Raw genomic sequence first — 12,687 nt, 5'->3', positions numbered from 1 at the left:
ATCCCATGGCCGTTTATCTGCGCATGCTGGCCAATCTGGCGCTGGGGGGATTCTTCCTCGCCTCCGCCGGGTTCAAACTGGCCTCCCCCGCCCTGTTCGTCGAGCAGATCGGCGCCTTTGGCCTGATCTGGCCACCGCTTCTCCCGCTCGCGGCTTGGGGACTGATCGCCCTTGAGCTCTGTGCAGGGCTTGCGGTCATCGCCAACCGGCGCTGGGGACTATGGCTGGTGATCGGGCTGCTCACCCTGTTTATTCCGGTGTTGGGCTATGGCGTAGCCATCGGGCTCAACATCTCTTGCGGCTGTCTGGGCAGGGCTGATCTCAGCTCGCTGCCGGAGGCCATTGTGCGGGATCTGCTGCTACTGACGCTTGCGGGCGCCCTGCTGCGAACCTCCCGCCCCGTTTTTTCCGTTCCCGTTTTTCCCGTTCTAAAGGAGTAGTGACATGATGACATTGCGATCCCGCACTCTGGTTGCCTCGCTGATCGCCGCCAGCTTTGCCCTCGGTGGCTGTGGCGACAACCAGTTCGAGCAGGAGGTGAAGCTCGAGCAATCGGCAGTGCAGCTGGCACAGGAGGCGCAGCAGGGGGGCTATCAGCTGCTGACCGTGGCCGAGCTGAAAACCCGGATGGACAAGGGCGAGGAGCTGGTGATCATCGACACCATGCCCTATGAGGACTCCTACAAGAAGGAGCACATCCCGGGCGCCAAGAACTTTGCCTTCGTGAAAGAGGCGAAAGCGGGCGACAACTGGAGCGAGATTGTCGAGGGGAGCGGCACACCTGAGCAGTTCCAGGCGCTCTTGGGTGAAGACAAGTCCCGCCCCGTGGTGATCTACTGCGGCTTCGTCAAGTGCGGTCGCAGCCACAATGCTGCCGCCTGGGCAGTCAATCAGGGCTATCAGCAGGTCTATCGGGTACCGGGCGGCATCTTCGCCTGGAAAGGGGCCGGCTACCCCGTCACGGCCGAGTAACCCGCCCTTCCGCTGCCAAAAAAAGAAGCCCGCAACTGCGGGCTTCTCTCATTTCGATGCTGGCTGTCAGCTGGCGACTCGGGACGCTTCACCTTCCGCAACATCGCTCTGCGCCTGTTCGCCAAGCAGGCGCTTGGTGATCATTGCCGCCATGATGGAGCCGTTGACGTTGAGGGCGGTACGCCCCATATCCACCAGCGGCTCGATGGCGATCATCACCCCCACCAGCGCGATGGGGAAGTTGAGGGTAGAGAGCACGATCAGCGCGGCGAACGTCCCGCCACCGCCGACGCCAGCCACCCCGATGGAGCCCAGCGCGATGACCGGCAGCAGGGTCAGCAGGAACAGCGGGTCAAACGGGTTGATGCCGAGCATGGGGGCAATCATCGCCACCATCATGGCCGGATAGATGCCGGCGCAGCCGTTCTGCCCCAAATTGGCACCAAAGGAGGCGGCAAAGTTGGCGATGCTCGAGGGCACCCCAAGGCGCTGCTGGGTCTCGATGCTGAGCGGAATGGAGGCGGCGCTGCTGCGGGAGATAAAGGCGAAGGTGAGCACGCCCCACACCTCGCGCAGATAGTGCAGCGGGTTCTGGCCGATCAGCAGCAAGATCACCATGTGTACCGCAAACATCGCCAGAATGGCGACGTAGCAGACCAGAATAAAGCCGAACAGGCTGAGGATCTCGCTCAGCGGATAGTGGGCCACCACCCGGGCGATCAGCGCCATCACGCCATAGGGGGTGAGCGCAATCACCACCCGTACCATCTTCATCACCCACAGCTGCAAGGTGTCGATGGCCACGGCGGCGCGAGCATCGGCCTGTGGATGCTCCGCCTTCAGCTGCAGCAGAGCGACCCCGGCCAGCACGGTGAAGATCACCACCCCGATCACCGATAGGCCACGGCTACCCGCCATATCGGCGGCAAAGTTGGTGGGCACCAGCGAGAGCAGCAGGGCCGGCAAACTCTGGGCACTGTCGATGGTGCTCATGCTCTGTTGCAGGGCGGCGCTGTCGCTACCGTGGCTCAGCAACCCCTCGGCGGTGAGGCCACTCAGGTGGGTGATGGTCATCCCCACCACACCGGCAATCATCACCAGCGTCAGCATGGAGCCGATCAGCACGGCGCTGATCTTGCCGAGGGACTGGGCCTGCTCCAGCTTGTTGAGGGCGGAGAGAATGGAGGTAAACACCAGCGGCATCATCACCACCTTGAGCAGGCTGACATAGCCGCCGCCGACGATATTGACCCACTCCAGAGTCTGCTGAACGCCGGCATCATCGGCTCCCCAGCCCAGTTGCAGGGCCAACCCGAACAGGGCACCAACCAGCAGACCCGCAAGCACCTTGCGCGAGAGCGGCAACCCGGTGGGCAACCGGGTGAGAACAAAACAGAGCAGACAGAAAACAAGCGATGCAATCAGGACAAACATCATGAATACCTGTAGCGGCCATCAGGCCGAAAGTGGATAGAAACGAAGGGGGATGCGGGCAGGGCCGCGGAACAAAACGCCGGAATGCAGGAGAGTGCAGGCGTGAAAAAACAGCGGACGCCCGGGAAGGCGTCCGCTGGCAATCGGGGGAATTACTTCTTTACGGGGGCGTCGTACTGTTCGGGTTCGTCGCTATAGACGCAGACGTTCCACTTGGCAGCCAGGCCATCATCGGCCAGACAGTAACGCTCGAAGAACGCATTGATCTCCGCACGCTGGCAGTGCGCCTCAAAAGAGGCCATATCTTGCCAAATCTCGTTGAACACGATGGGGAAGCTCTCCCCCTCGGCAAACGGGCTGGCGATGTGGCGGGTTACCCGATATTGCAGGCAGCCATCCTCACGCAGGGTGTTGGGCTCGAGCGCCTGCAACACCTGAAACAGGGCCTGCTCCTGACCGGCTTTAGGTTGAAACTGGGCGATACAATAGACTTTCTTGGACATGAGATTCTCCTTGTCAGAACAGGATCACGCGCGGGGCAGCGTCACCACGCGATTATCAATAAGACGGGCTTTGCCCAGATAGGCAGCCATCAGGATCACCAGCTGCTTGCTCTGGTCGGTGGCCGCTTCGAGATTGGTGGCATCGACGATGTCGATGGCATCGGTACGAAAACCGGCGTTGTCGAGGCGCTGGCTGGCCTGCGCCACCAGCGACGGCAGGTGGTGATCACCCCCTTCGATCTGCTCGGCAATCCAGTTCATGGTGCGCGCCAGCTCGGGGGCGATGGCCCGCTCGGCGGCCGTCAGGTAACCGTTACGCGAAGAGAGCGCCAGCCCGTCTTCGGCACGTACAGTTGGCACACCGACGATCTCGATGGGCATCGCCATGTCGACCACCATCTTGCGAATGAGCGCCAGCTGCTGGTAATCCTTCTGGCCAAAGCAGGCCACATCCGGCTGTACCAGATTGAACAGCTTGGTGACGACGGTGCTGACCCCGCGGAAGTGACCCGGACGCAGCGCCCCCTCCAGCAGATTGGAGAGACCGGGCACCTCGACGAAGGTCTGGCTGGCCAGCCCCTGCGGATACATGATCTCCGGCGTCGGAGTGAACACCATATCGACACCGGCCGCTTCCAGCGCAGCGCAATCCTGCTCCAGGGTGCGCGGGTAGTTGGCAAGATCCTCTGCCTTGTCGAACTGCATCGGGTTGACGAAGATGCTGACCACCACCTTTTCGGCGTGGCTGTGCGCCTCCTTCACCAGCGTCAGGTGGCCCTGATGCAGATTGCCCATGGTGGGCACGAATGCGATGGCACGCCCTTCACGGCGCCATTGAGCGATCTGCTCACGCAGAGCGGCAGGATTGTTAACAACCAACATCGGCAGTTCACCTTCAGATGAATCAAAAAGATACGGGTTACATCAGCCTGACAGGATGACGAAACGGGGGCTCAGGCCCCCGTTCTCATCGATAGGGCATCACATCAGTTGAAGCAGTGTTCCGGGCCGGGGAAGCTCCCCTCGCTCACCTGCTGCACATAGAGGCGCACGGCGGCACGTACGTCGCCGGTCTCGGCCAGGAAGTTCTTGGTGAACTTGGGCACATAGCCGGAAGTGACGCCAAAGGCGTCGTGCATCACCAAAATTTGACCATCGGTCGCGGGGCCGGCACCGATACCGATCACCGGGATCCGCAGCGCCTTGGTGATGCGCTCGGCGAGCGAGCTCGGCACGCACTCGAGCACCAGCAGCTGGATGCCGGCCGCTTGCAGTTCGAGGGCCTGACGGTAGATCTCCTGGGCCTGAAACTCGTCGCGCCCCTGCACCTTGAAGCCGCCAAAGACATGGACGGATTGCGGGGTGAGGCCGAGGTGACCGCATACCGGCACCCCGTTGCGGGTGAGGTGGCGAATGGAGTCGCAGAGCCAGTCGCCCCCTTCCATCTTGACCATGCGGGCGCCGGCTGCCATCAGGCGGGCGGCGTTCTGGTAAGTCTGCTCGGGGGTGGCGTAACTCATGAAGGGCATGTCGGCGATGATCAGCGCATTGCTGGCACCGCGAGCCACACAGCGGGTGTGATAGACCATCTCATCCATGTTGACCGCCAGGGTATCCTGACCCCCTTGCAGCACCATGCCCAGCGAATCGCCGATGAGCAGCGCGTGGGCCCCCTCGTCGTCGAACAGCTTGGCAAAAGTGGCATCATAGGCGGTGATGGCGGTGAACTTTTGACCATCCTGCTTCATCTTCAGCAGGCTGGCGGTGGTGATCTTGCTCATAAAGGCTCCTGTACGTCTGCACGCGGGGCAATGATAGCGAGATCATTGCTCGGGCAGCGGGCAACCAGTTGTGCGAGCGGGGTGCCGCAGGGCAGCACCAGAGCGGGCGCGATTTCGGCAAGGGGCAGCAGCACGAACTCCCGCTCCTTCATGCCGTAATGGGGAACGATCAGGCGCTCGTGGTGGATCACCTGATCGCCAAAGAGCAGCAGATCGAGATCCAGGGTTCTGGGTCCCCACCGCTCCTCTTTGCGCACACGTCCCTGTTCCAGCTCGATTTTTTGTAGTTGATCCAGCAGCGCCAGCGGCGTCAGCCGGGTGTTGAGCCGGGCCACGGCATTGACGTAGTCCGGCTGATCAGCAGGCCCCATGGGGCGGCTGCTGTAAAACGACGAGGCCTGCACCAGCACAGATTCCGGCAACGTCGCCAGCGCGGCGACCGCGCGGCGCGCCTGACCGAGCGGGTCAGACAGGTTGGAGCCAATGGCGATGAAGACCTCGGTCATCACGTCTGTGATCACTCGGCCGCTTTCGGCTTGCGACGGCGCGGGCGGCGGCGATTGCGGCTGTTGCTGCTGCGCTTCTCGCCATCGTGGCTACGGGCCTCACCGCGCTCGCCGCTTGCCGGGCGACGGGTCGCTTCCCGTTGCAGCTGCGGGCGCACATCCGGATTGGAAGCAACATAGCGCTCCCACCAGCTGGCCAGCTCACCGAGACCGCGCTCGACCCGGTTGCGCAGCAACAGGAAGTCGAACGCCGCGCGGAACTTGGGGTGCTCCATGGCGCGCTCGGGGTGCTTGCCCTGACGACGGGTCAGCCGCTGTTGCAGTGCCCAGATGTCGCGGACATCGGTAGTGAAACGGCGGGGAACGGCGATGATCCGCACCTGATTGTCGAGCACCTCGTTGATCGCCAGCATGAAGGCGTCATACCAGGGCAAACCACTCTCGTTCTCCAGCACCCGACCACGGGCCTCGACGCAGCCCCACAGCAGGGTGGCGTAGAGGAAGGCGGGAGTGACGCGTTTATCTTCACGAACGCGGGTGTCGGTATCGATCAGCGCCTGCTCGATAAACTGCTCGTAGGGCGAGTTGCCGTGCGGGGTAAACAGCGCCGCCACTTGCGGGAAGAGCTGCTGGAACAGGCCGTACTCGCGCAGCAATTTGTAGGTTGCCAGACCGTCGCCAGCCAGGAACAGCTTGAGGGTCTCCTCAAACAGGCGAGCCGCCGGAATATCCTGCAGCAGCGGCGCCAGCTCCCTGATGGGGGCGGCGGTGCGCGGGCTGATGGTCATGTCGAGCTTGGCGGCGAAACGCACGGCGCGCAGCATCCGCACCGGATCTTCACGATAACGGGTCTCGGGATCGCCGATCAGCTCCAGCTTGCGCTCGGCCAAGTCTTCCAACCCACCCTCGAAATCGTGCAGGGTGAAATCCTTGGCGCTGTAGTAGAGGGCGTTGACGGTAAAGTCGCGGCGCTCGGCATCCTCTTCGATGGTGCCGTAGACGTTGTCGCGCAGCAGCATGCCTTCATCGGACTGGGCCGACACATGTTTGCTGGTATTGACCTGATGGTGGTGACCCCGGAAGGTGGCCACTTCGATCACGTCACGACCAAACACAATGTGGGCCAGGCGGAAGCGGCGGCCAATCAGGCGGCAGTTGCTGAACAGCGCCTTGATCTGCTCCGGCGTCGCATCGGTGGCGATGTCGAAATCCTTGGGCGTCTTCCCGAGCAGCAGATCCCGGACTCCGCCGCCGACCAGGTAGGCTTCGTAGCCGCCCTTGTTCAGGCGATAGAGCACCTTGAGTGCATTCTCGCTGATCTCTTTGCGCGAAATCGGGTGCTGGTCACGACTCAGGGTTCGACGTTGTCCGGCAACACGGGCCGGAATGGGGGACTCCGCCGACTGCTCGCCCTCATCCTTGCCGAGCACTTTGCGGCAAAAGTTTGCGATCTGGGAAAAAATGGTACACCTCGTTATGACTTCAAATTGACGGGAGGCCAAAAAAATAGCGGCCTATCATAGCTCACGCCTAACCAAATGAAAAACCGTGACGGCAATTGATCCCGTTTGAATCGGCGTTGCCGGAAAAAATAGCGGTCTATTCCGATAGCTCACGCCTGACCAAATGAAAAACCGTGACGGCAATTGATCCCGTTTGAATCGGCGTTGCCGGAAAAAATAGCGGCATGTTCACAGGAATTCACCGGCCAAAGCCTTTTTAAGGCCGGTCGGCACGGCAACAAGGCGACTATGGCGCCAACCCCGTCACTATAAATTTAATTTATGGCTTTTCGGGAAATGACCCAATTTCACCTTATACCGAACCGGATCCGCGGCGCAGCGTCCGTTGTTCTCGCTTGCCTGCTCTCGAAGGCCTTAGCCCGATCCGCTCAAACCGACTAGCGCAGCGCTTCACCTTGCTTTGGCTGCCAGATTTAGCCGGCAGCCAACGGGATCTTCTCGCTGGCGGGCACCCGTGCCAGCTGCCAGTGGGCGATGCCCCAGCCGATGATCTCGTCGATCCGGCTTGCCATCAGCTCAGGCGGCGGACACTGACCGAGAAAGTGCAGCGCCTGCCACAGGGCCGGGCGCACCTCATCCAGCGCCAGCGCCGGCGCATGGTTCTGCTTGGAGAGCTTGTTGCCATCAGCCTGTACCGCCAGCGGCAGATGCACCCAGTCCGGCACCGCTGCCCCCAGCGTCTGGTAGAGGGCAATCTGACGCACCGTCGGCTCCAGCAGGTCGGCGCCGCGCACTATCTCGGTGATGCCGCTGTCCATGTCATCCACCACCACCGCCAGGTTGTAGGCGTAGAGCCCGTCGCGGCGGCGGATGATGAAATCCTCCTCGGCGAGCACCGCCGGCACCGCGATATGGCCCTGCAACCGGTCATCGAAGTGGTAGACCGGATGGTGCTGGCGCAAGCGGGCGGCAGAGCCCTCTGCGGTCAGCCCCAGAGTGCGGCAGTGGCCGTTGTAAAAGCCACCGCTCGCCATGATTTCGCGCCGGGTACAGCGGCACCAGTAGAGATCGCCCGCCCGGTAGAGCTGCTCGATGATCTCGTCATAGCGGCCGTGGCGCGCGCTCTGGAACATCACCTCGCCATCCCACTCAAGACCGTATGCCTCAAGGGTCTTGAGAATAAGGTCGGCCGCCCCCGCCATCTCCCGTGGCGGATCGATATCCTCGATGCGCACCAGCCAGCGCCCCTGCTGCGCTCTGGCCTGCAAAAAGCTGCCGAGGGCCGCAATCAGCGAACCGAAGTGGAGCGGGCCGGAAGGGGACGGCGCAAAGCGGCCCACATAGGGGCGAATTTGAGGGGAGGAAGGGGTATTCACAGCCATGACGGTTCGGATAAGCAGTTCAGTGAGGCGCATTTTGGGACGACCCGCTCAAAAGCTCAATAAAAAAGGGAGCCCGCAAGCTCCCTTTTTCATATTGCAGCGGGTCGGTATCAACCGGCCATCTGCTTTTCCTTGATCTCGGCCAGCGTCTTGCAGTCGACACAGAGGTCGGCGGTCGGACGGGCTTCCAGACGGCGGATACCGATTTCGATACCGCAGTGCTCGCAGTAACCGAAGTCGTCATCTTCCAGCAGCTGCAAGGTCTTCTCGATCTTCTTGATCAGCTTGCGTTCACGATCGCGGGTACGTAGTTCGAGAGCGAACTCCTCTTCCTGCGCGGCACGATCCACGGGATCCGGGAAGTTGGCAGCCTCGTCCTTCATGTGATCAACGGTGCGGTCAACTTCCTGCATCAGTTGGTTGCGCCAGGCACCCAGGATCTTGCGAAAATGCGCCTTCTGTTGGTCATTCATGTACTCCTCACCCGGCTTTTCCTGGTAAGGCGCGACACCCGCAATGGCCAGGGGGCCCAGAGATTTCCTGTTTTCGCCTGTTGGCATGCCCTGTCTCCTAATTCAGCACGCTACCCGTGCCATCCATAAATTGAGGGCGACATCTATAGCAGAAGGGTAACGGGTAAGCAAACGAGCCGTACCAATAATGTTACCCACTCCAATATTTATGAACTCCCCTCGGGTAACAGGTGGCTGGATTCAAACGGGATAAATCCTTGTGCCACCATGCCTTGCACCCCAACATGGGGCCGATAGCATAAAATTTCAACCCCCGCCGCAATTGCCTGTTCAATTAGCAGACTATAGTGCGGATCTATGTGCGCTGCAGGGCGCATCCGGCTTATTCCGGAGTGCAACACCATAAATAGCAGCACGGCTCTGTGACCGGCCGCCTTCATGGCCATCAATTCACGTAAATGCTTGGCGCCACGGGCAGTTACCGCATCGGGGAAGTAGCCCATGCCGGCCTCTTCCCGCTCGTCGAGCAGGGTGACCGATTTTACCTCGATGTAACAGTTGCCCTTCTCCTCATCTTCCAGCAAGAGGTCGATGCGACTGTTCTCTTCACCATATTTCACCTCGGTGCGCAGTCTGGCATAGCCGCACAGCGGCGCGATGGCATCCTGCTCGATCAGCTCGCGGGCGATCTGGTTGGCACGCGCGGTGTTGACGCAGATAAAGTGGCCGGCCGGGCTCTCGGCGATCTCCCAACTATGGGGTAGCTTGCGCTTGGGGTTGCTTGATGTGGAGTACCAGACCCGGGTGCCCGGATCGGCGCAGCCGGTCATGGCGCCGGTGTTGGCGCAGTGGATGGTGATCACCTCGCCATTGGCCAGTTCGACATCGGTCAGAAAGCGCTTGTAGCGGGCGATAAGCTGCCCGGATTGCAGCGGCGGATCGAATATCACGGGTTCGCCCTCCGCGCTTGTTCGTTGTCCCACTCATCGCGAGCGCCCTCATCCTTGGCTCTGGCCCGCAACGGCCAGCAGGCGAGCGGCTGGTAGCGCACCCCGTCCGGAGTCGAGATCGACTCATAGAGACAAAATTGATCGGCCTTAAGCAGAAAATCAGGAGCCGGCAGGGTGACCGGCGCCTCGCCCGCCTTGCGCGACAGGGTGACGTGAGGGCGATAACCCTGCTCGCCATTGCCAAGCCCCAGCTTCTCGCCGTGACGACGCAACGCCTTCGCCAGCACGGTCAGCTCATTGGGCCACTCCTTCGGGCCAACCCAGCCAGCCTTGGCGCGGCTGAACCAGCCGGTCTCATCCAACCTGATGGTTAGCGGCGGACAGTGCTGGCGCTCAACGGCGGCAATCAGGCGGCGGGTGGTCACCTCGTCCGCTTCACCGAGGAAGGCGAGGGTCAGGTGAAGATTGGCTTGCGGCACCGGCTGACCGGGCCAGGGGCGCAGATCACGCCAGCTGATGAGTTCGGGAGCGAGCTCCCCGACGGGCAGGGCAAAGAAGAGTTTGGCCATTCGGGTGAAGATGCCTTTTTCCAGACAGAGAGGGTGGCCCATTCTATGGCAGCCATCTCCTCCTGTCTCGCCATCCGGGCCGAGGGCCATCCGCCCCCCACATCTGCTCACGGTGGCCGGGCTGGCTGTGGCAGAATAGGCGCCGTTTTACCGGTTGCAACAGAAGGTGTTGATCGTTTTGTCCCCACTCCCCATCGTTTCGGTGCTGCCCGAACTCTTTGCCGCCATCGACTGCCACAGCAGCGTGATCCTGCAGGCGCCCCCCGGCGCGGGCAAATCGACCCTGCTGCCGCTGGAGCTGGTGCGCCAGAACCGGCTGCCCGGCCGCATCATCATGCTGGAGCCAAGACGGCTGGCGGCGCGCAATATCGCCAGCTTTCTGGCGCGCCAGCTCGGGGAGAAGGTAGGCGAGCGCATCGGCCTGCGGGTGCGGGGCGAGAGCCGTACCAGCTCCGCGACCCGGCTCGAGATCGTTACCGAAGGGGTGCTGACCCGGATGCTGCAGCAGGATCCGGAGCTCGGCGGCGTCTCGCTGGTCATCTTCGATGAGTTCCACGAACGCAGCCTGCACGCCGATACCGCGCTGGCCTTCGCCATCGAGAGCCAGCAGGGATTGCGCGATGACCTAAAGCTCCTGGTGATGTCTGCCACCCTGGATGGCATGGCGCTCGAAACGTTGCTGCCGGATGCGCCGGTGATCCGCTCGGAAGGGCGCGGTTTTCCCATCGACTACCACTACCGCCCCGCCAATCGCCAGCAGTGGCTGGAGCCGCAAGTCGGCGCCGTGGTGCTCGAAGCGCTGGCCGAGCAAGATGGCAGCCTGCTGGTCTTTCTGCCGGGACAGGGCGAGATCGAGCGGCTGGCGCAGTGGCTGGAAGGACGGCTGCCGGATGATGTGACCCTCGCCCCCCTCTACGGCCGCCTCGACATGGCAGCCCAGCAAGCGGCCATCGAGCCGGCACCTGCGGGCCGCCGTAAGCTGGTGCTCACCACCAATGTGGCGGAGACCTCTCTCACCATCGAAGGAGTCTCTGTCGTTATCGACAGCGGGCTGGAGCGGCGCGCCTCGTTCGATCTGAAAAGCGGCGTCACCCGGCTGGAGACCCGCCCCATAGCCAAAGCCTCCGCCACCCAGCGGGCGGGCCGCGCTGGCCGCCTCGGTCCCGGCGTCTGCTACCGGCTCTGGAGCAACGAAGTGCAGGAGCGGCTCGCCGAGCAGAGTCCGCCCGACATCCTCACTCAGGAGCTGACCGGCCTGCTGCTGGATGCTGCCCAATGGGGGGCAAAGGTGGAAGATCTGCCACTGCTCGATATGCCGCCAGCTGCGGCCGTTACCTGTGCCCAGCGGCTGCTGGTCGCCCTCGGCGCCATGAAGCCGGAGGGTGAGCAACAACTTACCCCGGCTGGCCGCGCCATGGCGGCCTTCGGTACCCATCCCCGGCTTGCCCGCATGCTGCTGCGCGCCCGCGAGCTGGAAGCTGAAGGTCTGACAGGGATTGTCGCCGATGCCGCATATCTGGTGGCGTTGCTGGAAGAAGATCTGCGAGGATCGGAGCGCCTCTCGGTGCTGTTCCACCGCCGTCAGGGAGCCCTGCGCCAGAGTGCGACCCGCTGGTTTGAACGGCTTGGCACTCGCCCGGCCAATGCGCAGGGTCAGTGGCTCGGGCTGCTCTGCGCCCTCGCCTGGCCGGATCGCATCGGCAAGCTGCGCAGCGGCAGCCGTTACCAGCTCAGTGGCGGGGTGAGCTGCGATCTGATCGAGGGCCACCCCTGTCAGGGCCAGAGTGCGCTGATTGCGGTGGAGATGGGCCAGAACGAGCGCGGCAGCCGCATCTTTATCGCCGAACCGATAGAGCTGGACGAGCTGGCGCGTCTGTTGCCGGAGCTGGTAAGCGAGCGCCAGTGGTTCGACTGGGACGAGCGCGAGGAGCGGGTGCGAGCCGAACGCCAGCAAGTGATCGGTGAGCTGGTGCTGAGCCAGCGACCGCTGACGGAGCTTTCGGATGAACAGAAGGGGCGCTGCCTGCTGCAGGGCATCCGCCGCAAGGGGCTGCATGTGCTGCCGTGGGACGAGAGCAGCGAAGGGCTGCTGGCCCGTCTGCGCTGCGCACGCGACTGGTTGCCCGATGAGGAGTGGCCAGCCATGGATGACGACAGCCTGCTGGCCACCCTCGAACAGTGGCTGCTGCCGGCGGTGAGCGGTATGACCCGACTGGAGCAGTTGAAAAAGCTCGATATGAGCGACATCCTGCGCCAATCTCTACCCTGGCCACTGCCCAAACGGCTGGACGAGGCACTGCCCGGCCACTTCACGGCACCGACCGGCAGCCGGGTACGGATCCGTTATCAGCCGGGGCAGGCCCCGGTGATCCCGGTGCGAATTCAGGAAATGTTCGGTCAGGCGGCAACCCCCTGCGTAGCCGCTGGCCGGGTGGCACTGGTGGTGGAGCTGCTCTCCCCCGCCCAGCGACCGCTGCAGATCACCGCCGATCTGGCCGCTTTCTGGGCTGGCTCCTACGAGCAGGTGAAAAAAGAGATGAAGGGGCGCTACCCCCGCCACTACTGGCCGGACAATCCGCTGGAGGCGATGCCGACCAGGGTCACCAAGAAGAAGATGGGTATCTAGGTTCGATTGGCCAGGCCCGATCGGACGT

Annotated in this window: 13 protein-coding genes; 3 read left to right on the top strand and 10 right to left on the bottom strand. The window is 62.6% G+C overall.

What is annotated here, in order from left to right:
* Nucleotides 1-5: 5 nt before the first annotated feature.
* Together LG31_RS0103250 and LG31_RS0103245 are read left to right on the top strand one after the other, a co-directional pair.
* Nucleotides 6-440 (top strand): MauE/DoxX family redox-associated membrane protein, encoded by a 435-nt coding sequence (locus LG31_RS0103250; protein WP_033113071.1) that lies wholly within the window; start codon nt 6-8, stop codon nt 438-440.
* Nucleotides 441-444: 4 nt separating this feature from the next.
* On the top strand, nt 445-972 hold the full coding sequence (locus LG31_RS0103245) for a rhodanese-like domain-containing protein (RefSeq protein WP_033113070.1): 528 nt from the start codon (nt 445-447) through the stop codon (nt 970-972).
* A gap of 66 nt (nt 973-1,038) precedes the next feature.
* On the opposite strand, the gene LG31_RS0103240 is transcribed toward LG31_RS0103245, so the two are convergent.
* The 10 genes from LG31_RS0103240 to thpR all read right to left on the bottom strand — a co-directional run bounded on the left by LG31_RS0103240 (nt 1,039) and on the right by thpR (nt 10,033).
* Nucleotides 1,039-2,409: a cation:dicarboxylate symporter family transporter gene (locus LG31_RS0103240; RefSeq protein ID WP_167334749.1), complete on the bottom strand. Its 1,371-nt coding sequence runs from the start codon at nt 2,407-2,409 to the stop codon at nt 1,039-1,041.
* A gap of 149 nt (nt 2,410-2,558) precedes the next feature.
* Nucleotides 2,559-2,909: a putative quinol monooxygenase gene (locus tag LG31_RS0103235; protein ID WP_033113068.1), complete on the bottom strand. Its 351-nt coding sequence runs from the start codon at nt 2,907-2,909 to the stop codon at nt 2,559-2,561.
* A gap of 24 nt (nt 2,910-2,933) precedes the next feature.
* Complete coding sequence (gene panC / locus LG31_RS0103230) at nt 2,934-3,791, bottom strand: pantoate--beta-alanine ligase (RefSeq protein WP_033113067.1); 858 nt, start codon at nt 3,789-3,791, stop codon at nt 2,934-2,936.
* A 104-nt stretch (nt 3,792-3,895) separates the two neighbouring features.
* Nucleotides 3,896-4,690, bottom strand: a complete 795-nt coding sequence (panB, locus tag LG31_RS0103225; protein WP_033113066.1) for a 3-methyl-2-oxobutanoate hydroxymethyltransferase — start codon at nt 4,688-4,690, stop codon at nt 3,896-3,898.
* Nucleotides 4,687-5,196, bottom strand: a complete 510-nt coding sequence (gene folK, locus LG31_RS0103220; protein WP_033113065.1) for a 2-amino-4-hydroxy-6-hydroxymethyldihydropteridine diphosphokinase — start codon at nt 5,194-5,196, stop codon at nt 4,687-4,689. The genes panB and folK overlap by 4 nt, the downstream gene beginning before the upstream one ends.
* 11 nt (nt 5,197-5,207) lie before the next feature.
* Entirely contained in the window at nt 5,208-6,698 is a 1,491-nt protein-coding gene (gene pcnB, locus LG31_RS0103215; RefSeq protein WP_033113064.1) for a polynucleotide adenylyltransferase PcnB, read from the bottom strand.
* A 434-nt stretch (nt 6,699-7,132) separates the two neighbouring features.
* Nucleotides 7,133-8,041: a tRNA glutamyl-Q(34) synthetase GluQRS gene (gene gluQRS, locus LG31_RS0103210; protein WP_033113096.1), complete on the bottom strand. Its 909-nt coding sequence runs from the start codon at nt 8,039-8,041 to the stop codon at nt 7,133-7,135.
* A 110-nt stretch (nt 8,042-8,151) separates the two neighbouring features.
* On the bottom strand, nt 8,152-8,601 hold the full coding sequence (gene dksA, locus LG31_RS0103205; RefSeq protein ID WP_005335644.1) for an RNA polymerase-binding protein DksA: 450 nt from the start codon (nt 8,599-8,601) through the stop codon (nt 8,152-8,154).
* Between the two features lie 119 nt (nt 8,602-8,720).
* Nucleotides 8,721-9,464: a DNA/RNA nuclease SfsA gene (gene sfsA / locus LG31_RS0103200; RefSeq protein WP_033113063.1), complete on the bottom strand. Its 744-nt coding sequence runs from the start codon at nt 9,462-9,464 to the stop codon at nt 8,721-8,723.
* Complete coding sequence (thpR, locus tag LG31_RS0103195) at nt 9,461-10,033, bottom strand: RNA 2',3'-cyclic phosphodiesterase (RefSeq protein ID WP_050513393.1); 573 nt, start codon at nt 10,031-10,033, stop codon at nt 9,461-9,463. Before thpR ends, sfsA begins: the two co-directional genes overlap by 4 nt.
* 178 nt (nt 10,034-10,211) lie before the next feature.
* Between thpR and hrpB the strand changes: the two genes are divergently transcribed.
* Nucleotides 10,212-12,659, top strand: a complete 2,448-nt coding sequence (gene hrpB, locus LG31_RS0103190; protein ID WP_033113062.1) for an ATP-dependent helicase HrpB — start codon at nt 10,212-10,214, stop codon at nt 12,657-12,659.
* The last annotated feature ends 28 nt before the right edge of the window (nt 12,660-12,687 follow it).

This window comes from Aeromonas lacus (assembly GCF_000764665.1).
Classification (GTDB): domain Bacteria; phylum Pseudomonadota; class Gammaproteobacteria; order Enterobacterales; family Aeromonadaceae; genus Aeromonas; species Aeromonas lacus.
Note: the sequence above shows the minus strand (reverse complement) of the source record. Positions and strands in the feature narration are given on the sequence as shown.